The sequence below is a fragment of the Peteryoungia aggregata LMG 23059 genome, assembly GCF_030814435.1.
GTDB classification, from domain to species: domain Bacteria; phylum Pseudomonadota; class Alphaproteobacteria; order Rhizobiales; family Rhizobiaceae; genus Allorhizobium; species Allorhizobium aggregatum.
In genome coordinates this window covers 1-20,452 of record NZ_JAUSUW010000011.1, presented here as the reverse complement: position 1 = coordinate 20,452, position 20,452 = coordinate 1, and the positions used below count along the sequence as shown (strand labels likewise).

Below are 20,452 nucleotides of genomic sequence, written 5' to 3'. Positions count from 1 at the left end.
GCCGACGCGCATGATGCGCGGCGGTGGGGTGACAACAGGGTGACAAGGGCTTCCGGCCCGGGAATAAAATGGCAGAGCGTAGAGTATCTCTCGGCAAGCGCAGGCTTGCCATGTTCATGGTGTCCACGGCGCTGGTTTCGATTTCGGCCAGTGCATTCGAGGTTCGGGCGCAGGATGTCGGGGCAAGCCCCGCGGCAAGCGGGCCACAGGCGATCTCGATCCCCGCACAGCCGCTCAATCAAGCCCTCAGGGCCTTTACCCGGCAGACGGGCTGGCAGGTGGGTTATGCCGCAGCCCTCGTCTCGGGCCGCACCTCGGCCACTGTCGCCGGTGAAACCGATCCGCTTTCCGCCTTGCGCGCCCTCACTGCCGGCGCCGGCATCGAAATCCGCGTCACCGGCACCCGCACCGCATCGCTGGTGGCCGCAGGCACGATCGACGAGGCGGCAGCGGCCGGCACGACCGTGCTGGAGGAAATCACCGTTTCGTCGTCAGGCGGCGGCGTGAAGCTGGGCACGGAGAGTGCGGCGGATACGGGGACAACGGTGATGGATTCGACGCATGTCGGGATCCGCACGAGCAGCGGGGACGCCAACAGCTTCCTGCGTGGCTTGCCGAACATGCAGTACCAGGATGACACCAATGACGAGGCCGGTGTCGAGAGCCAGGCGATCCTGAACACCCGACCGCAGGAGGTTTCAATATCCGGCGGACGCACGTACGAAAACAACTTCATCCTGAACGGAATCGATATCAACACGATCACGGGGACGGAAGAGCCGTATAACCAGAGCAGCCAAGGTGAACTGTCAGACGACGATGCATCTTACAATGCCGATCGTGTCTATGGCCTGCATTCGCAAACGGTGTTTGTGCCGACAGACTTTGTCGATTCCGCGACGGTCATAGACAGCAATGCATCGGCCCGATACGGCTCCTTCCAGGGTGGTGTTGTCGAATATACGCTGAAGGAGCCGGCCACCGACCGGCTGAGAGCCACGGCTTCCGTTGACTACCAGAACGATGCCATGGTCGACTATCAACTGGCAACGGAGGACGCCACCAATCCGAATAATGTCAAGACGCCAGAGTTCTTCAAGAAGAAGTCGGCCCTTTCCGTCACCGGTCCGATCACCGACAACATTGCCGTAATCGGGCAATACAGCGTAACGGATGCCTGGACCAACAAGGCCAAGGACTACATCTACGGCGACGAGCTCGTTGAGTCGGAATCAAAGAACCAATTCTATCGGCTGCAGGCCAACGCAGAGACGGACTTCGGCCTGTTCAAGCTGGAGGGGATTCACACCGATTACCATCAGGACTTCCAATCAGGCCTTTATCGCGACCTCGAAATCGATACAGCGACCCAGAGTTATGCCGGAAGACTGCAGAACACTTACGAATTCGAGGACTTTTCGCTCGGGGGCATTCCGCTTTCCAATGTGTCACTGACCAGCAAGATTACGGCGTCGAAGTCGGATACACTCAACCTTAGCGGCGACGATATCGTGCGGAACTGGCAATCGACATTCTTTCGAACCGTTGGCGGTGTTCGAACGAATGTGTTTACGTCCAGTATGCTGGACTGGTGCCGGGTGGACCCTACCTCGACAGAAAGCGCCGCCTGTCGCGAAGGTGGGATGGGGTCAGAGCGCCGCCAGGGACAGGAGCGCTATACATGGTCGCAGGATCTCTCCGCCGATGTCTTCAACGGCTCAATGAAAGCCGGCTACGAGTTTGGTTACAGCGAGGCTCGGCGGCTGCGGGCCAAGGACTATGTCAATTACACCTACCGTACGATCCCGTCCTATGCAGCCGGCACACTGAATCTGTGGCAGAATGGGAACGGAGTCACATCCTTCACCTGCAACACGACCGAGGAATGCTACGCAGAGCAGTTTGCTTCGGGCAAGGGCGTCTGGAAGGCCTTCGACATCAAGGCCCAGATCATGCAGGCCAACAGCTATTTCGAACTGGATCAGACCTTCGACTGGCTGAACATCCGGCCCGGCTTCCGTTTCGACTATGACGATTACCAGGGCAACCTGAATATCGCGCCGCGTTTGGTGGCGACGGTCACGCCGATCGAGGATTTCAGCATTTCCGGTGGCTATAACCGCTATTATGACGCGGCGAACCTGGCTTATGCGATCCGCGACCAGCAGCCGCGCACGATAAACTACAACCGCAATCCGACCATTACCGGTGACGTCGGCGACTTCACCACGACCCCGACACAGACCTACTATTCCTTCGACGCATCGAACCTCAATACGCCCTATACGGACGAGTTCACCGCCGCTATCCACTTCACCGATCCGTTGACGGAGGGAGCCTGGCGCCTTCGCTACATCCATCGCAATTCGCGCGACCAGTATGCAACATCGAAAGCAAGCACGACCGAATATGTGCTCACCAACGGTGCCGATGGCTCCTATGATTCGGTCACGGCAGAATATGCCAAGGAACTGCCGACGGCGGCCTGGAACCCGGCGGATAATTCCGCCCTTTCCGCCTCGATCACCTGGGCCGACAACAATGTGTCCTCCAATAGCTATTTCGTTGAGGATGACGATCTGGAGGAGCGGATTTCCTACAAGGGGCAATCCTATACCAGGGCGGGGTTCAACGTGGTCACCGGCAATATGGACATCCCCCTTCGTGGTCAGGTCGGTCTGTCCGGCAGCTTCTTCGACGAACGGCTCACGCTGGGGCTGACTGCAAACTACAATTTCGCCTATGACGGTGTGAGCGAAACCGGCGACACCGAGGACATCGACGGCATCCAGCACGAGATCTGGGAGGACAAGGCCTTCGACGCCGTGCTCACGGTCGATCTCAGCGGTTCCTACAAGGTCGCCTCGATCGACGAGCACGGCATGACGCTGAACTTCAAGGTGGTCAACCTGTTCAACGAACTGGGCAATGCCACCTCTGAAAGTGGACAGCCCTGGGTCATCGGCCGCACCCTCTGGGTGGGCGCTTCGGCGGAGTTCTGATCCGCACCGCATTCCAGTCGCATCCCGGCCACCTCCCGGCCGCCCCCGGCGCGCTCCCGTTTCCTGCGGGGTGCGCCGGTCGTTTTTCCGCAACGGCTCATTGCCCTGCCCGCTGCCTGTCGATGGTCATGCTGATGTCATCCGCCGATGGCAAGGCAGAGGCGCGAATGGGAGACGCGAGCCTTGCCGAGCCTGACCCTCACTGCCGTTTCGAAACGCTTCGACAGCGTCCAGGTGCTGGATGCGGTATCGCTGTCCATTGCCGATGGCGCCTTTCTCGCCCTGCTGGGGCCATCCGGCTGCGGAAAGACGACGCTTCTCAGGCTGATTGCCGGGCTTGAGGTTCCCGATGGCGGCGAGATCCGCTTCGATGAGCAGGTGGTGGCTGGCCGGACGGCCTTCGTGCCACCCGAAAGGCGCCGGATCGGCATGGTGTTCCAGTCCTATGCGCTGTGGCCAACCATGAGTGTGCGCGGCAATATCGAATTCGGCCTGAAGGTCGCGGGACTTGCGTCGGCGGAACGGGCAGCGCGGATCGATGAGGTGCTGGAGGTTGTCGGATTGCGCGGCCTCGGCGACAGGCGCCCGCATGAGCTGTCCGGCGGCCAGCGGCAGCGGGTGGCGCTTGCCCGCTCGCTCGCCACTCGGCCGAAGCTTATCCTGCTCGACGAGCCGCTCGCCAATCTCGACGCCCATCTGCGCGAGGCCATGCTTGCCGAGTTCCGCCGCATCCACAGCCTGACCGGCGCCACCTTCGTCTTCGTCACCCACGACCAGGACGAGGCCATGGCGGTCGCGACCCATGTTGCTGTGATGGACCGGGGCCGGCTGCAGCAGATCGGGACGCCCGAGGACCTCTACCGCCGGCCGGCCTCGCCGATGGTCGCCCGCTTCATCGGACGCGGACGAACATTGCCGGTGCGGGTGGTAAAGGCCGATGGCGGCCGCAACCGGGTCATGCTCGGCCAGCAGCTCCTCGATCTGCCGGGACAGGCACCGGTCGGCCATGGCTGGCTGTCATTCCACGCCTCGGACCTCAAACGCGTGCCGGAAGGCGGAGAGTTGAAGACAGAACTGGTCGGCCAGGTCTTCCAGAACGGCGCCTTCCTGAGCCATTGCATGCCAACCGAAATCGATGGCGACGTCGTCAGCCTGCCGCTTTCCGAGCGGCTCAAGCCCAGCACGCCGGTCGAACTCACCTTCACGGGCGGCTGGGTGATCGGAGATGGACAGAGGGCTTGCGACGCGGGCGTGACCCGGCGGGTCGAGACGGCGGCCTGACGCCGCCCGCCGCTCCTCGCCGCGCGCCCGTCGATGGATCTCAGCGCGGACCCGGGGCATCAGACGTTTCACTGTCATGGGAAGATCATCCAAACGTTGTGCTGTCGTCATCTGCCTGCGTTAGGCGGGTCGCATCGCCCGCCGGCTTCGGCAGGCGCTCCCCTATCGTCCGGGCCGGGACCGCAGTCGCGGCATCCCGCCCTTGTCAACGAGGTTCCCATGTTCATCCGTACACTCGTCGCCACCACGATCCTTGCCGGTCTCGCCTTCACCGCACAGGCAGAGGACACGATCACCGTCTATACCTCGCAGCCGCAGGACCAGATGACCCAGGTCATCGAGGCCTTCAACGCCGACCATCCGGAGATCAAGGTCGAGCTGTTCCGCTCCGGCACCACCGAAGTCATGGCCAAGCTGCAGGCCGAATATGCCGCCGGCAACAGCCCGGCCGACGTGATCCTGATCGCCGACACTGTCGCGATGACCCAGTTGAAGAACGACGACCGCCTGCTCGCCTTCACCGATGCCCCGGTCGAGGGCATAGACCCGGCCTTCATCGATGCCGACAAGACCTTCTTCGGCACCAAGGTGATCACCACAGGCATCGTCTACAACACCGATCTCGTGAAGACCGCGCCGACCAGCTGGAACGACCTCCTTGCAACCGACGCGGCGAAAAGCCTGATCATGCCGAGCCCGCTCTATTCGGGTGCGGCCGTCATCCATGTCGGCACCATGACCCAGCAGCCGGATTTCGGCTGGGCCTATTACGAGAAGCTCGCCGAGGCCGGCGCCGTTGCCGGTCAGGGCAATGGTACGGTCATCGAAGCCGTGGCGCGCGGCGAGAAGGCCTATGGCATCATCATCGAATACATGGCGCTCAACGCCAAGAAGAAGGGCTCGCCCGTCGACTTCGTCTTCCCGAAGGAAGGCGTGAGCTCGATCACCCAGCCGGTCGCGGTGCTCAAGGGCTCGGATGCCGTCGAGGCTGCCAAGACCTTTGTCGCGTGGCAGCTGTCGAAGGCCGCCCAGGAACAGGCAACCGCCCAGGGCTATTTCCCGATCCTGCCGGGCGTCACCCAGCCGGAAGGCTATCCGGCGCTTTCCACGCTGAAGATCCTGCCCGCCGACAGCGGTGCCATGCTGAAGGCTGACACCGAGAACAAGGAAAAGTTCGCCGAACTGTTCGGCGGCTGATCCCAGAATGCACAAGCCGCGTGTCTCGGGAGGCGAGCATCTGCTCGTCTCCCTTCTCGTTCTCTATGTCGCGGTCACGACGCTCTGGCCGCTCGCCCGGCTGTTTGCCAGCGCCTTCCAGCCCGGCGAAGACGGTGCGCCGCTCGGACTGATGGTTGCCACGCTTACGGGCCGCTCGACGCTTTGGGCGCTCTCTGGCACGCTGCAGACCGCGCTGCTCTCGGTTGCCGTTTCGACCCTTCTCGGCGTGGCGCTCGCCTTCGCCGTCAGCCTGCTCAAGCTTCGGACCCGCGCGGCGCTGACCTTCCTCATCCTGATGCCGCTGATCGTGCCGTCGCAGACCATGGCGCTCGCCTGGATCGAGCTTTTCGGCGCACAATCGCCGATCCTGAAACCTCTCGGGCTTGCGCCAGCGCCGGGCTCGACAAATCCGCTCTACTCGATCGGTGGCATCGCGCTCGTCATGGGCATCGAGCACATGCCGCTCGTCTTCATCGCGGTGCGCGCCGCACTGCGGGCGCTGCCCGCCGATCTCGTCGAGGCGGCGCGCATTCTCGGCATTCCGCCGCGCCGCATCGGAACCGGCATCGTGCTGCCGATCGTCATGCCATCGGTGCTGGCCGGCAGCCTGATTGCATTCACTGCGGCGATCGGAAATTTCGGCGTGCCGGCGCTGCTCGGCATTCCCGGCCGCATTTCGGTGCTGACAACACTGATCTACCAGCGGCTCAACGGCTTTGGCCCGGCTGCGGCCGGCCAGGTGGCGACGCTGGCTCTGCTGCTGGCGCTGATGGCGGCGCTCGCCATTCTCGCACGCAATCTGGTTGTCACCCGGATTGCCGTGCCGCTTCCGGCGGGGGCGCCCTTCGTGCCGCGTCGGCGGGCCCCCATGACAGAGATCCTGCTCTGGCTCGTCGTTCTGATCCTGTCGCTGGTGCCGCTTGCGGCGCTCACCATGACAGCGCTCCTCCCGGCGATCGGGGTTGCCTTCGGGCCCGACACCGTGAGCCTGGACCAGTTCCGCGCCGTTCTGGACAACCAAGCCGTGCGGCGGGCATTTGCCAATTCCCTTATGCTCGCCGGTGTGACAGCCGTGATCTCGGCACTGGTCGCCGTTCCCCTCGCCTTCTTGTGCGTGCGCCGGAAAAACCCTGTTCTGAGGCTGCTCGACATCGTCATCGAGGCACCCTGGGTCGTTCCCGGCACGGTCGTGGCGCTCGGCATGATCCTCGCCTTCCTGAGACCCCTGCCGCTGCTCGGAGTGTCGATCTACGGCACCATGGCGATCCTCATCATCGCCTATCTCGCGCGCTTCCTGCCGCTGGTGCTGCGCCCGGTGGCCGCCGCGGCGCAATCCGCCGACCCCTCGCTGGACGAGGCAGCCCGGGTGGCCGGCGCCGGGCTCATCCGCCGCATCCTGTCGATCTTCCTGCCCGGCATCCTGCCGGCGGCCGCAGCCGGGGCGATCCTGGTGGTGATGACCGCGCTGAATGAACTGACACTCTCGGCGCTTCTCTGGTCGTCCGGCAACGAGACGATCGGGGTCATGGTCTTTGCCCTGCAATACGAGGGCAACTCGACCGCAGCCGCCGCCGTCGCGGTGCTTTCCACGCTCGTGGTGCTGATGCTTGCGGCACTCGCCACCGCAGTCAGCCGGTGGCTACCAGGGGGCACGCTGCCATGGCGCGACTAAGCAGAGGGGCCGCCGCCGGGACCTAAACCGCCTGACGCTCATGGCTCAGGGAAGCTAGACTTCCGGAGAAAAGCTTGGCTGGGGCGCCAGGATTCGAACCTGGGAATGTCGGTACCAAAAACCGATGCCTTACCGCTTGGCGACGCCCCAACATGATGCGGAGAGCGTGAGGCTGCGCCGCAAATCGCCGCCTGATTAGCAAAGCGAAAGCCGGGCGGCAACACCTGTCGTCTCGCCCTCCTTAAGTTTTTCCCGGAGCGAGGCTGTCTGGCCGTGTTTCCTAGCCCGGCACGGTCGGCACTTCGCGCTTCAGATCCGGCTCGTCATGGATGAAGGTCAGCTGAAGCGTCGCCATGCACTCCGTGGCGGCATCGCGAAGATCTCCCGGATCTTGCAGGGGATCGACCATGATGCCGCCCTCCTCCAGCGCCGCGACCAGTACGGCAAAGGCGCCAGCGGGCAGGGTCAGGCGGATCGTGTTCATCAGGTTCGAATACATGCGTACATCGTCGATCCAGCCGCCGATGCGGTTGACGGTGTCGAAGACGAAGCTCGTTGCGGCCCGGCGCTCGACGCGGGTGACCGCCGTCAGCATGACGATGGACATGGCGAAACCTCTCCCTGTCATGTCAGAGTGCATCCGGCTGCGGTGACAAATCAAGCCCGCTGTGGAATAGGCATCGGACATGCGCTTTGCCGCGCAGGGCGGATGACGGGCATGAAGAAACAGAAGCAGTCACACAGGAAGACAGGGCGCAGCCCTGCGAGCGGCGGACGGGCGAAGGCCACCGGTCCTGGAAGCGGCGGCGCGGCCACCGGTCCACGACATGAGCCGCCCTCCCTGCTGCCCCCCGCCGGCCAGGGCGAGACCGCTGCGGCCCGTTTGCGCGCCGGTGTCGGAACTGCGGCCTTCCGGATTGCCTTCCTGATCTTCCTCGCCGGTGTGTCGACCGTCGCGATGTCGCTTGCCATTCCGCATGAATTTGCCTTCTTCGAGCTCGGCTATCTGTTTACGCTGTCGATCTACGATCTGGTGCTCGCCATGCTCGGCCTGTCGGTCACCATCGGCATGGCGGAGCGGCGGCACGAGGTTCTCGCGATCGTGATCGCCTTCCTCGGCGTCATGGCGCCGATGCTGCTCTTTTTCGATCCGATCTTTCATGCAATCCTGCAGAGCCCGCTCGGCCACGAGCTCTTCCTGATCGCGCCAATCGCGGTGATGCTGTCGGGCGTGGTGCTGTGGCTGCCGCCCTCTCTGCGGCGGTTTGCAGCGCCAGTCGCGGCAGCCGTGGTCGGATTTTCGCTGTCGCTGTTCATCGGGCTTGACGATTTCGGCATCGGGATCAAGGAGTTCGCATTGGCCGCCGTGATTGGTGCGCTGTGGATCCTCCTGGTGCCCGGCCTGATGCTCCGGCCGTTCCGCGGCAACTGGCTGACCATCCCGGCGCGGATCATCGGCTCCTGGCTGATGGTGATCGCCGTCATCGTCACCGTTTCGCTTTATGTGCCGCTTTCGCCCGATGCCCCGCCGCTTTCCGACCCGACGCTGCCGGATGGCGGCGCGACCCTGGACGCCCCCGCCCTGCCGCCACTCGATCCGGGGATCGAAGACGGACTGATGGAGGCACCCGGCGGTTTCGGCAGCCCGCCACCGGATGGCAGCCTCCCAGGGCCGGAACTGGGCGACAATCCGCTGCTCGGTGGTGGACGCAATACCCAGCCTTGAGGCCATCTGCCTAGCTTTGCCTGTCGACGCCCTCCCCGCGAGCCGTTACACCTTGGCGAAACCTCTCCTGATTCCGGTTGATCCGCATGCATGTCCGCTATGACCGTCCGGTGTCCCGCTCCGCCTTTCTTGCGCGGCGGCTGGCGCTTTTTGCGCTGGTCATGCTCGTCGTCGTGGTGGTGGCGCATCGGTTCGGGCCGCTCACGACGCCTGACTTCGTGATGCTGGTGCTGGTTTGCGCCGTGCCGGCGGCGCTTTCCGTGCCGCTGGCGCTTCTGGGCCTCGCCCGGCTCTGGCAGATCGGGGCGCTGGGGGGCGTGGCCTCCGCCTGGGCGCTGGTCTTTGCCGCCCTTCCGCTTTCGTTGCCGGGTTACGGCTATTACCTCTCCATCACACAACCTGCGCTCACCGAGGTGGCAACGGATCTTGCAGACCGGCCGGCCTGGGTTTCGCAGCCGGCGGCGGAGCAGCATTTCCTGCCGCGCCCTGCCCTTGCTGACGATGCCGGTGCGGCACAACTGGCCGCCTATCCGGGGCTGAACGGACGGCGCTACGAAGGCGCAATCGACCGCGTCTATGAGGCGGTGCGCAAGGTGGCCGCGCAAAACCGGCTGGTGCTGACCGCAAGCCGCGGCGAAGAATATGGCCTGCCGGCGCTGGAGCTTCGCTCGACGACGGACACGCCGGCCGAGCCGGGGGCGGCGACCGAAAGCGCCGCACCCGCGACGGCGGACGAGGCCCTGCCGGAAAGCGGCCCGCTGCCCTCCGCGCGACCGGAGCCGAGCCTGCTGGTGCCGCTCGATGACGGCGAACCGGAGGGCACGGCGCGGCTGCAATTTGCCACCCGCACACTGGTGCTGGGGCTGCCTTTCGATGCTGTCGTGCGGCTGCGCGAGGAGGCGGAGATGACGCTGGTCGACATGCGTGTGGCCTCCCGCTACGGACCGCATGACCTGGGTATCAGCGACCGGATCGCCGAGGATTTCCTGCATGCGCTGGATGCGGAACTGCTGGGGGTTGCCGGCAACTGAGACGTAGGCCGTCGCGAATTCTCAGCCTCCGCCAGCGCGGCCCCCCCTCTGTCACTGCGTGACATCTCCCCCACAAGGGGGGAGAGCGGAGCGTCGCGTGTGGCGCCTCCCTTTACCGCCAAAAGGGGCAACAGGCTGGCGGGGTCGCCACTCTCCCCCTTGTAGGGGAGATGTCGGCGAAGCCGACAGAGGGTGGTAATCCAGGTGGTGCGGAGGGCGGGGCCAGCCGAAAGCTAGAACGCTCAACCCGGCCGATATTCCCCCGACAGCCTGGGAGGCCCATCCGTCCCAATCAGGCCCTTGTCGACGAGATCCTCGATATGGGCGAGCACGGACAAGGCAGCCGCCCCATGCAGGCGGGGGTCCGTGGTGGCGTAGATGACCTTGACCATGTCCGCAATCAGCCGGTCGCCCTTGCGGATGCGCTCCAGCACGGCGCGCTCGCGCAGGCGGCGATGGGTGCGCAGCGCCCGGACAAAGGCCTGGGGCTCGGTGACCGGGCCGCCATGGCCGGGGAGATAGAGGCGGTCCTGCCGCTCCAGCAGCCGGTCGAGCGAGACCATGTAATCGCCCATGCCGCCATCCGGGGGCGCAACGATGGAGGTGGCCCAGGCCATGACATGATCGGCGGAAAAGAGGATGCCGGTGTCTTCGAGCGCGAAGGCGGCGTGGTTGGCGGTATGGCCCGGCGTGTGGACGGCGGTGAGGCGCCAGCCGTCGCCCTGGACTGTCTGGTCATCCGCGAGAGCCAGGTCGGGGACGAAATCGGTGTCGGCGCTTTCGGCAAAGGGGTTCACCTCGCCTTCGAACAGCGGGCGCGACGGCCTGTGCGGACCTTCGGCGACGATCACGGCGCCGGTTGCAGCTTTCAGGCGGCGGGCGAGCGGGGAATGGTCGCGGTGGGTGTGGCTGACGGCGATATGGGTGACGTCCCGGCCCTTCAGGGCCACCATCAGCGCGTCGAAATGCGCGTCATTGTCGGGGCCGGGATCGATGACGCAGACGGATTTTTCGCCGACGATATAGGTGTTGGTGCCGTGGAAGGTGAAGGGGCTCGGATTGGGCGCGGTGAGCCGCTGGACACCCTCGGCCACGGATACGGCCAGCCCATGCTGCGGCTCGAAGGTGGTGACGAAGTGCGGCACCGGCTGATCGTCACCCAAGCTCATTTGTACTCGATCTCGATGAAGCTCATCGGCTGATCGCCGCCATTGACGACATTGTGCTCGACGCCCGCCTCACGGCGATAGGCCTCGCCGGCTTTGCTCGTGACGCGGCGCTCGCCGGCGGAATCCTCGATCAGGAAATGGCAATCGGTGAGCGGCACGACGACATAGCCGAGGCCATGGGTGTGGTGGCCGGTCGCGGCGCCGGGTTCGAAATCCCAGCGGGTGATGCGGGTGACGGCATCGTCGAGCACTGTTGTCGGGATGGCGGGCGGACGGGCGGAATAGCCGGGCATGGGGGGACTCCGGAGGGGACGAGAGCGCGCGGGCGTGCGGTGTCCGGACGTTAGCCCCTGGCCGGCCCCGGGGCAATCGCCCCCTGGCAAAAGCGGATGGTTACGCGCAGCCCCTGCGATGTGCAGGTCGCGGGCGCGTATGGTCCGGTTCTTCCGGCGACGGAACCGCCCTCCTCCCCACCATTCACTGCAAATGCTTGAGTTTGTCGGGATTGCGCATGACATAGATGGCGGTGATGGCGCCGTCCTCGATTAGCAAAGCCGTCGTCTGCAACTCGCCGTCCGCCTCGCGGGTGACAAAGCCCGGCAGGCCGTTGACGAGGCCGACACGCAGGAGGGCTGACCCCACAGGCCAGATCTTGTCCGAGAGATAGGTGTGAACCTTCATCACCGCCTCGTGGCCGAGGATCGGTGCGATCGCGGCCTGCCGCTTGCCGCCGCCATCGGAATGGAGGGCGACATCAGCCGCCAGCATGGCGGAAAGTGCGGTCATGTCGCCGCTGCGCGAGGCGTTGAAAAAGGCTTCCGCCATTTCCAGCCCGCGCTTGGCGTCGACGGTGTAGCGGGTTCGTGCTTCCCGCACATTGCGGCGTGCCCTGGCTGCCAGTTGGCGACAGGCGGCAACATCCCGGTCCAAGGTTTCGGCGATTTCCTCAAATGGCAGGCCGAAGACATCGTGCAGCAGCAGGGCTGCCCGCTCCAGCGGGGACAGCCGCTCCAGCGCCAGCATCAGCGGCAGGGTCACGTCCTCTGGCTCGTCCTCGTCTTCCACCACCGGTTCCGGTAGCCAGGGGCCGATATAGGTCTCGCGCTTCAGGCGGGCGGATTTCAGCTGGTCGAGGCAAAGCCTTGTGACGATGCGGCGGAGGAAGGCCTCGGGCTCGCGGATCTCGCGGCGATCGGCCCTCATCCAGCGGATGAAGGCCTCCTGCAGCATGTCTTCGGCATCCGTGACCGAGCCCAGCATGCGATAGGCGAGCCGCATCAGCTTGCGCCTCAGGGGATCGAAACTCGCTGCCGCATCTGTGTGCTCGGAGGATAACATCAGGCGGCCACGCCTTGAGCCCGGGTTGCCGGTGTCTCGATCCAGAGGCCGAAACCGACGGCCAGCCTGTTCCAGCCGTTGATGACATTGATCATCAGCGTCAGCTTCACCTGCTCCTCCTCGGTAAAGGCCGCCTGCAGATCAAGGCGCGCCGCCTCCTGCGGATGCCCCGTCGACAGCGTGGTCAGGGCTTCCGTCCAGGCGAGGGCCGCCCGCTCGCGCTCTGTATAACACGGCGCCTCGCGCCAGGCGGATAGCAGATAGATGCGGTCCTCCGTCTCGCCCTTGGCCCGGGCTTCGGCTGTGTGCATGTTGATGCAGTTGGCGCAGGCATTGAGCTGGGACGCACGGATCTTGACGAGTTCGATGAGGCTCGGCTCAAGGCTCGCGGCGATGTCGGCCGAGACGGCCGTCCACTTCTTCATCAGAGCGGGCGCGGCTGCGAAAGGATCGAGTGTTGCGGTCATGATGTCGGTTCCTTCTGTTGGGTACGAGATCATGACGAGCGGGGAAGCGTCAATGTGACATGGGTGGGGATTTTTGTGGGGTGTTGGACGGGTCATGATATTCTGTGTGCAGCGTCAGAAGGGATCATCATGTCCAGACATGAGACAGTGACCGTCACATTGCCGACAGGTCTCTTCGATTTCATCCGTTCCACGGTGGCGCAGGTCCATCATCGAACGATGGCCGTCACCGCTTTCATGTTTCAATTCTTTGGTTGTTGACATCGAATCGGGAGACCCAAGAGTTCTTGGACAAGTCGATGAATGTTTTGGCATCCTCAAACTGCTCACCGTAAACGTCAGTAGCTAGAATTTGAGCATTGTCGATGCTGCAATCTTCGAATGCTACTCGGCCAAAAAATCTAGCAATGATGGCAGTCTCAGCAAACTTGCAGCCTTCGAACGACACGTCCCCGAAAACCCCATCTTCAAACGTAATTCTTGAAAAATCTGCTTTGAGAATTCGCACCTTGTGCAGATAGATGCCCCGGAGCGTCAGCCCCTCCTCATCGGCTTCCAGATCCAACCATCTCTGCCTTAGTAGTGTTCGGCTCACGGCAGACAAAGCTGCCATGACCACGAAGTCCGTAGCGGGCAGCATTTCTGGGTAATTGAGGGCATTCTGCATTGGTTCGGTGATCGATGCACATCGTTCGTGCAAAAACTGACGAAGGGTACGCATCACTGGCTCCTGATACTCTTCTGGCGCCTCTCTCGCCACGATTGAAAGCAGTTCGATACCTCCGAGCTTGGAACTATCCGCTGAAGCGCCCAGCAGTTCGACCCCCTTTTGATAGCGGTTGGCGACTGCAGCACGCTGATTCACGCGATAGCTGCGCAAAGCAAGATACGCAGCAGTAAGGGCAATCAAAGTGGTTACAAGACCTAGCGCAATATCAAGGACACTCTTCGTGCCTATCCAAAACTCATATGCTGCCCGCCCTTCAGCATTAGAAAGCGAGCTCACGACAGCGCTATGCTTAAAATAGTCCGCGATAATGAACAGTAATCCCACAGATATGAAGATGTTGGGAAGCCAGTGGAATCTGCGTCTGCCCCGGTAGGAGGTCAACCTCCTACCCGCCTCTGCCCATCTAATGACGGCATTTAAAGTGGCTTGACGAAACCTCTCGAAAATTTTCATGCGAAATACTCCCGACAAGGTGATGCCTCATATCTACCCTGTATGCCAAGCATACAGGGTTTCTAGGCCCTCACCCCGCCACATCCGCCGTCAGCGAAATGCCCAATGCCTTCATCACCGCAAGCGTGGTCTTGAGCGTCGGATTGCCCTCGCTGGAGAGCGTCCGATACAGCTGCTCCCGCGAAAGCCCCGACTCCCGAGCAATGCCGGCCATGCCCCTGGCGCGGGCGACGACGCCCAACGCGTGGGCGATGTAGGCGGCATCGTCGGTCTTCAGGGCCTCATTGACGAAGACCGAAATCGCTTCCGGGGTATCGAGGTCTTCCGCCGGATCGTAGTCGGTCAGGATTTCAGTCATCTGTCTCTCTCCAGATCCGTGCCAGGCGTTTCGCGATCTCGATGTCTCTGACCTGGCTGCCTTTGTCTCCGCCGCAGAGCAGGACACGCACGAATTTTGGCATGCCAGCACAGATATGCGGGACCACTCTAGCTGTTTTCGGAAGCGCGGTTAATCTGGTCTGATTGTAACTGGGCTTGCAAACATCCAGAGGGCACAAAAAATGCGCACGTTGGCCTTGTTCGTACTAGCGGGAATTTCGGCTTTCTCGCTTTGGCGTCTTGGGGACGTCGAACGCGAACGCTATGCGCTCATCCTTGGCATGTGCCGCAACCAGAGTACTCTCGGTCTCGATGCGAATTGCCTCGAAACCGTCGAACCACGCGAAAGCCGCCTCTGGGACATCTACTACGGCTTAGCCCAATAGATCACATCTGATGCCTCAGAGGGCGACAAGCTCAGAACCTTGGTTGAACACCTGCCTCACGCCTTCGCCTTGATCGCCGCCTGGGCCGCCGACAGCCGCGCAATCGGCACCCGGAACGGTGAACACGACACATAATCCAGCCCGACATCCTCGCAGAAGTGGATCGAGGTGGGGTCGCCGCCGTGTTCGCCGCAGATGCCGAGTTTCATGTCAAGCCTCGTTTTGCGGCCACGTTCGGCGGCGATGCGGATGAGTTCGCCGACGCCGTCGAAATCAAGCGATACGAAGGGGTCTTTGACGATGATGCCCTTGCGCTGGTAGGTCGGGATGAAGCGGGCGGCGTCGTCGCGGGACATGCCGAAGGTTGTCTGGGTCAGGTCATTGGTGCCGAAGGAGAAGAATTCGGCGGCCTCCGCGATGATATGGGCGCGGATGGCGGCGCGCGGCAGTTCGATCATCGTGCCGACGAGATAGGAGATCTCGAGTTTCGCCTCGCCCATGACTTCGGTGGCGACGCGGTCGATGACGGCTTTCACGTAATCCAGCTCGCCGCGAAGGCTGACCAGCGGCACCATGATTTCCGGCACGACAGGGGCACCTGTCTCGCGGGCGGCGGCGACGGCGGCTTCGAAAATGGCGCGGGCCTGCATTTCGGCAATTTCCGGATAGGAGATGGCAAGCCGGCAGCCGCGATGGCCGAGCATCGGGTTGAATTCGTGCAGGGCGTCGATGCGGCGGCGCATGAAGCCGGGTTCGAGGCCCATGGCATTGGCCACTTCCTCGATTTCCTCGTCCGACTTCGGCAGGAATTCATGCAGCGGCGGATCGAGCATGCGGATCGTCACCGGCAGGCCATGCATGATGGTGAAGAGCTCGGTGAAGTCAGAGCGCTGCATGGGGAGCAGCTTGTCGAGCGCTGCGCGACGACCCGCCTCGTCTTCGGCGAGGATCATCTCGCGCATGACATGGATGCGGTCGCCCTCGAAGAACATGTGTTCGGTTCGGCAGAGACCGATGCCTTCGGCGCCGAAGGAGCGGGCGGCGCGGGCATCGCCCGGCGTGTCGGCATTGGTGCGCACCGTCATGCGGCGGGTGGCGTCTGCCCAGACCATCAGCTGGGCGAAATCGCCCGAGAGTTCCGGCTGGAGCATGGGCACCTCGCCCTTCAGCACCTGGCCGGAGGAGCCGTCGATGGTGATGATGTCACCCTTGGTCAGCGTCACGCCGAGACCGATCAGCTTTTCATTGCGCAGGTCAACGCGCATGGTGCCGGCGCCGGAGACGCAAGGGATGCCCATGCCACGGGCGACGACGGCCGCATGGCTGGTCATGCCGCCACGGGTGGTGAGGATTCCTTGCGCGGCATGCATGCCGTGAATGTCTTCGGGGCTGGTCTCGACGCGCACCAGAATGACCTTGCGTCCCTCGCTTTCCGCCTCGACCGCCTCTTCGGCGGTAAAGACGATGGCGCCGGTCGCCGCCCCCGGCGAGGCGGGCAGGCCCGAGCCGATCACGTGGCGGGCGACGCGCGGGTCGATGGTCGGGTGCAGTAGCTGGTCGAGCGAGGAGGGCTCGATCCGCAGCACCGCCTCTTCTTCCGAGATCAGGCCTTCCGAGACCATCTCCACGGCGATCTTCATCGCGGCCTTGGTGGTGCGTTTTCCCGAGCGGGCCTGCAGCATCCAGAGCTTGCCGCGCTCGATGGTGAATTCGAGATCCTGCATGTCGCGGTAATGCGCTTCGAGCCGGTCGCAGATGGCTGAGAATTCGGCAAAGGCCTCCGGCATCAGCTTTTCCAGGGACGGCTTGTCGGAACCACTGTCGATGCGGGCGGCTTCGGTGATCGATTGCGGCGTACGGATGCCGGCCACCACGTCTTCGCCCTGCGCATTGACCAGGAATTCGCCGTAGAGCTCCTTGGCGCCCGTCGAGGGATTGCGGGTGAAGGCAACGCCGGTGGCAGAGGTCGAGCCGAGATTGCCAAACACCATGGTCTGGACGGTAACGGAGGTGCCCCATTCCTCCGGGATCGAATGCAGCAAACGATAGGTCTTGGCGCGCGGGTTCATCCAGCTGGCAAAGACCGCGCCGATTGCGCCCCAGAGCTGGACATGCGGGTCCTGCGGGAAAGGCAGGCCCAGTTCCTGGTCCAGCACGTCCTTGTAGAGGGTGACGATATGCTGCAATTCCAGCGCCGAGAGATCGGTATCGAGTTCGTGGCCGAGACGGGCCTTCTCGTCTTCGAGGATTTCCTCGAAGATCTCGTGGTCGAGGCCCATGACGACATCGCCATACATCTGGATGAAGCGGCGGTAGCTATCCCAGGCAAAGCGGGCGTCGCCCGAATGGTGGCCGAGCGCCTCGACGGTGTGGTCGTTGAGGCCGAGATTGAGGACGGTGTCCATCATGCCGGGCATGGAGGTGCGAGAGCCGGAGCGGACGGACAAGAGAAGCGGATGACTGGTATCGCCAAAGGCGCGGCCCGTGGCGGCTTCGATGCCTGATATGCCCTGGAGAACCTGGGTCTTCAGGTCGTCGGGAAGCGTCCTGCCGTTCTTGTAGTAGAAGCTGCAGGCATCTGACACGATCGTGAGGCCGGGGGGCACCGGCAGGCCAAGCGCTGCCATCTCGGCAAGATTTGCACCCTTGCCGCCCAATTGATCGATTTCGGTCCTACTCCCCTCGGCCTTGCCTCCACCGAAGGTGTAAACCCATTTCCGCATAGCCTTCTCCACCCGAACAGGCTTTATTTTCCATCGTTTACAGCAAATGTGACGGAATGAAAACGTGCGCCTGTCAAGATCATGCTGCAATGCATCATAATTGCGGCAGGTGTCGCATTGAAGGCTCACACAGTTGTGAAAGACTGTTGAGAGACGTGAGAAGCAGGCCACAGGGCAACATTGTAAGCAGGACCCACAAAGCACATGGCAAGGGGACCGAAATGACGATCCATTGGACGCGGCGCCAGCTTCTGCGGCTGGCCGGGACGGCAACATTGACGGGCGCGCTGACCGGCGCCTTGAGGGCGGAGGGGATCGAGATCCAGACCGTGCTTCCGGCAGCCCAGACGCCGCAGCTGCCCTTCGGTCTCACCCGGCCGGTACATGTCGGCGAGGTCTGCCTGCGGGCCAAGGATGTGGCAGGGCTGAAGACCTATTACACCAGCATGCTGGGGCTCGAAGTGCTGAAGGATGCGCCCGATGCGGTGACGCTCGGGGCCGGCGGGACGCCGCTCCTGCATATCCTTGCCCGACCGGATGCGACGCCCGAGGCGCCCGGCCAGGCCGGCCTTTATCACACCGCCTTCCTGATGCCCGACCGTGCCGATCTCGCGCGCTGGCTGGTGCATGTGGCCCGCAACCAGTTTCCGCTCACCGGCTTTGCCGATCACTCGGTGTCGGAGGCCGTCTATCTCACCGATCCCGAAGGCAATGGCGTCGAGGTTTATAGCGACCGGCCGCAGGAGACCTGGCTGTGGGCCGGCAACACGGTGACCATGGGCAGCAAGGAACTCAATATCGACGACATCTTCATCAAGACAAAGACGCGCACCGACCGCGACGACTATACGGCCGTGCCGGCCGCGCTGCGCATCGGCCATATCCATCTCAGGGTCGGCGGGCTGGAGACGGCGCGGGCCTTTTATGCCGACGGGTTTGGCCTCGATGTGGTGGCCGGCAGCGACCAGCGCGGCGCGACCTTCCTGTCGTCGGGTCGCTACCATCACCATATCGGCGCCAATATCTGGGAAAGCCGGGATGCCGGCCCCAGGCAGGAGGCGATGACCGGGCTCGACTGGTTCTCGCTGCACACGAATGATCAAGCGATCCTTGATGCGCGCCGGACGGATCTTCAGGCCAAGGGCTTTGCCGTCAGCGCCATAGACGGCGGGTTCGAGGCGCTGGATCCCTGGGGTACGCGGGTCCGGCTGGTTCGGGTCTGACGATCCTGAGCCGCGCTGATGTTACAGGGTCATCACGCAATGCAATAAACGGTCACGGAAAATGACCAGACAAATCAATCGAGGTGATGCGCTGAGCGCCAGCGTTTGCTAGTGGGCATTCTAGTAAATTGTAATCCGGAATCAAAAATGACCCTGACCAGCCCGGTTTCCTTGACGCAGATCCCGCATAACGGCCTGTACCGCAAGGGCGATGTCTTTGTTCTGTTCGGCGAATTGTTCGGTCGTGGTTATGTGACCGGCCTTCTCGATCAGGCGAAAAAGGCCGGAATGGAGATCATCGGGATCACCGTTGGTCGCCGCGACGAGAACAACAAGCTGCGCCCGCTGACCGACGAAGAGCTCGCCCAGGCGGAAGCCAATCTCGGTGGCCGGATCATCAACATTCCCGCCATGGCCGGCTTCGATCTCGATGCGCCGGAAGGCGAACCGACGCCGACGGACCTTCTGTCCTCGCTGACGCTCGAAAACTGGGAAACGGAAAAGCTCGACTGGGCGCATATTGAAAAGTGCCGCCAGGTGGGCGTGTCCCGCTTCCAGGATGCCGTTGCCAAGATCATGGCCGAGCTGGAAGGCATGATTGCCTATGGCAAGAATGTCCACTTCGCCCACACAATGGCTGGCGGCATTCCCAAGGCCAAGGTCTTCCTCGTTCTCGCCAACCGCATCTACAAGGGCCGTGGCGCCCGCCACATGTCCTCGCAGGTGCTGCTCGACAGCGATCTCGGCAAGCTGATCCTGCAGAATTTCGATGAAGTTTCGGCCAATACCTTCCGCCACCTGATCGAAGGCAGTGCTGCGATCCGCGCCCGCATCGAAAAGAGCGGTGGCCAGGTTCGTTATTCGGCCTATGGCTATCACGGCACGGGCATTCTGATCGGCGACGAATATCGCTGGCAGACCTATACGAACTACACCCAGGGCTATGCCAAGATGAAGCTCGAGGCGATTGCCGAAGAGGCATTTGCCTCCGGCATCAAGGCGACCGTCTTCAACTGCCCCGAGATCCGCACCAATTCGTCCGACGTCTTCGCCGGCATCGAACTGCCGCTTCTGCCGCTGCTCAAGGCCTTGAAGAAGGAAAACGGCGGCGCGCGGGCCGAGAAGGTGTGGGCTGACTGCGAAGCCCTTCTGGTCGAGGGTGCGACTGTTGACGACGTACTCACGAAGATCGCGGACTTCCAGGCGAGCGACGTGATGATCCCGTTCTACGACTTCAACAACTGGCCGATGCCCAACAGCCAGGGCCAGTCCGACATCACCATCGGCACCTCGGCCGAGATTGCCCAGATGCACAAGGACAGCAAGGCGCTGATCTCGGACTATCTGAGCGTGCTCGTGGTCGAGGCAACCGGCGCGCTGATCTTCGGCGAAGTGGCTGATCCCTCGGCGCCGGTGCTCTGGCTGAACCATGACATGGTTGCGCGGCAGATCAATTCGGCTGGTTGAGCGGGTCAGTCAGTAGGCAGTAGCCAATAGGATTGTGCCGGGAGCTTTGCTTCCGGCATTGTCTTTTCGGTGGATCGTCATCCTCGGGCTTGTTGTTCGGCCCTGATACATAGCTGACAGATGTTCGTAGACATGCCTGACACTTTCCGGATCGGTTCTGGGAGGTGACGATGGCTTGGGAGACAAAG

17 protein-coding genes and 1 tRNA gene are annotated in these 20,452 nt (G+C 62.9%); 9 read left to right on the top strand and 9 right to left on the bottom strand.

Translation table 11 applies throughout. The features are described from left to right. Nucleotides 1-68 precede the first annotated feature (68 nt). The 4 genes from J2045_RS17415 to J2045_RS17400 all read left to right on the top strand — a co-directional run bounded on the left by J2045_RS17415 (nt 69) and on the right by J2045_RS17400 (nt 7,173). Complete coding sequence (locus J2045_RS17415) at nt 69-3,002, top strand: TonB-dependent receptor (RefSeq protein ID WP_307375051.1); 2,934 nt, start codon at nt 69-71, stop codon at nt 3,000-3,002. Between the two features lie 183 nt (nt 3,003-3,185). Further along, nucleotides 3,186-4,283, top strand: a complete 1,098-nt coding sequence (locus tag J2045_RS17410) for an ABC transporter ATP-binding protein (RefSeq protein ID WP_307375049.1) — start codon at nt 3,186-3,188, stop codon at nt 4,281-4,283. Nucleotides 4,284-4,502: 219 nt separating this feature from the next. Further along, nucleotides 4,503-5,480, top strand: coding sequence for an ABC transporter substrate-binding protein (locus J2045_RS17405; RefSeq protein ID WP_307375047.1), 978 nt, complete (start codon nt 4,503-4,505; stop codon nt 5,478-5,480). Between the two features lie 7 nt (nt 5,481-5,487). Beyond that, complete coding sequence (locus J2045_RS17400) at nt 5,488-7,173, top strand: ABC transporter permease (RefSeq protein WP_307375046.1); 1,686 nt, start codon at nt 5,488-5,490, stop codon at nt 7,171-7,173. 75 nt (nt 7,174-7,248) lie between these two features. Here J2045_RS17400 and J2045_RS17395 read toward each other — a convergent pair. Together J2045_RS17395 and J2045_RS17390 are read right to left on the bottom strand one after the other, a co-directional pair. Further along, nucleotides 7,249-7,323: transfer RNA gene (locus tag J2045_RS17395), tRNA-Gln, on the bottom strand. 130 nt (nt 7,324-7,453) lie between these two features. Continuing rightward, nucleotides 7,454-7,780, bottom strand: coding sequence for a hypothetical protein (locus J2045_RS17390; RefSeq protein ID WP_307375045.1), 327 nt, complete (start codon nt 7,778-7,780; stop codon nt 7,454-7,456). A 111-nt stretch (nt 7,781-7,891) separates the two neighbouring features. Between J2045_RS17390 and J2045_RS17385 the strand changes: the two genes are divergently transcribed. Together J2045_RS17385 and J2045_RS17380 are read left to right on the top strand one after the other, a co-directional pair. Continuing rightward, nucleotides 7,892-8,899 (top strand): hypothetical protein, encoded by a 1,008-nt coding sequence (locus J2045_RS17385; RefSeq protein ID WP_307375043.1) that lies wholly within the window; start codon nt 7,892-7,894, stop codon nt 8,897-8,899. Between the two features lie 86 nt (nt 8,900-8,985). After that, the gene (locus tag J2045_RS17380) at nt 8,986-9,930 is read left to right on the top strand and encodes a DUF1499 domain-containing protein (RefSeq protein WP_307375041.1); all 945 of its coding nucleotides are present in this window, start codon (nt 8,986-8,988) and stop codon (nt 9,928-9,930) included. Between the two features lie 242 nt (nt 9,931-10,172). Here the strand turns inward: J2045_RS17380 and J2045_RS17375 are convergent, their stop codons facing one another. The 6 genes from J2045_RS17375 to J2045_RS17350 form a co-directional block, all read right to left on the bottom strand. Next, complete coding sequence (locus J2045_RS17375; RefSeq protein ID WP_307375039.1) at nt 10,173-11,099, bottom strand: MBL fold metallo-hydrolase; 927 nt, start codon at nt 11,097-11,099, stop codon at nt 10,173-10,175. Then, nucleotides 11,096-11,392: a cupin domain-containing protein gene (locus J2045_RS17370; protein ID WP_307375036.1), complete on the bottom strand. Its 297-nt coding sequence runs from the start codon at nt 11,390-11,392 to the stop codon at nt 11,096-11,098. The genes J2045_RS17375 and J2045_RS17370 overlap by 4 nt, the downstream gene beginning before the upstream one ends. Before the next feature lie 184 nt (nt 11,393-11,576). After that, entirely contained in the window at nt 11,577-12,437 is an 861-nt protein-coding gene (locus tag J2045_RS17365) for a sigma-70 family RNA polymerase sigma factor (RefSeq protein WP_307375034.1), read from the bottom strand. Beyond that, nucleotides 12,437-12,904: a carboxymuconolactone decarboxylase family protein gene (locus tag J2045_RS17360; protein WP_307375032.1), complete on the bottom strand. Its 468-nt coding sequence runs from the start codon at nt 12,902-12,904 to the stop codon at nt 12,437-12,439. Before J2045_RS17360 ends, J2045_RS17365 begins: the two co-directional genes overlap by 1 nt. Before the next feature lie 235 nt (nt 12,905-13,139). After that, nucleotides 13,140-14,087: a hypothetical protein gene (locus J2045_RS17355; RefSeq protein ID WP_307375030.1), complete on the bottom strand. Its 948-nt coding sequence runs from the start codon at nt 14,085-14,087 to the stop codon at nt 13,140-13,142. Between the two features lie 70 nt (nt 14,088-14,157). Then, the gene (locus J2045_RS17350) at nt 14,158-14,445 is read right to left on the bottom strand and encodes an addiction module antidote protein (protein ID WP_307375028.1); all 288 of its coding nucleotides are present in this window, start codon (nt 14,443-14,445) and stop codon (nt 14,158-14,160) included. Nucleotides 14,446-14,647: 202 nt separating this feature from the next. Here J2045_RS17350 and J2045_RS17345 point away from each other — a divergent pair, with 202 nt between their 5' ends. Beyond that, nucleotides 14,648-14,851 (top strand): hypothetical protein, encoded by a 204-nt coding sequence (locus J2045_RS17345; protein ID WP_307375027.1) that lies wholly within the window; start codon nt 14,648-14,650, stop codon nt 14,849-14,851. 56 nt (nt 14,852-14,907) lie between these two features. On the opposite strand, the gene ppdK is transcribed toward J2045_RS17345, so the two are convergent. Further along, nucleotides 14,908-17,574 carry a pyruvate, phosphate dikinase gene (ppdK, locus tag J2045_RS17340; RefSeq protein WP_307375025.1) on the bottom strand — a complete coding sequence of 889 codons (2,667 nt, stop codon included), beginning with the start codon at nt 17,572-17,574 and terminating at the stop codon, nt 14,908-14,910. A 227-nt stretch (nt 17,575-17,801) separates the two neighbouring features. Here ppdK and J2045_RS17335 point away from each other — a divergent pair, with 227 nt between their 5' ends. Both J2045_RS17335 and J2045_RS17330 read left to right on the top strand, forming a co-directional pair. Then, nucleotides 17,802-18,797: a VOC family protein gene (locus J2045_RS17335; RefSeq protein WP_307375378.1), complete on the top strand. Its 996-nt coding sequence runs from the start codon at nt 17,802-17,804 to the stop codon at nt 18,795-18,797. A 153-nt stretch (nt 18,798-18,950) separates the two neighbouring features. Next, a complete protein-coding gene (locus J2045_RS17330) occupies nt 18,951-20,264 on the top strand; it encodes an enoyl ACP reductase FabMG family protein (protein ID WP_307375376.1) in 1,314 nt (437 codons plus the stop codon). The last annotated feature ends 188 nt before the right edge of the window (nt 20,265-20,452 follow it).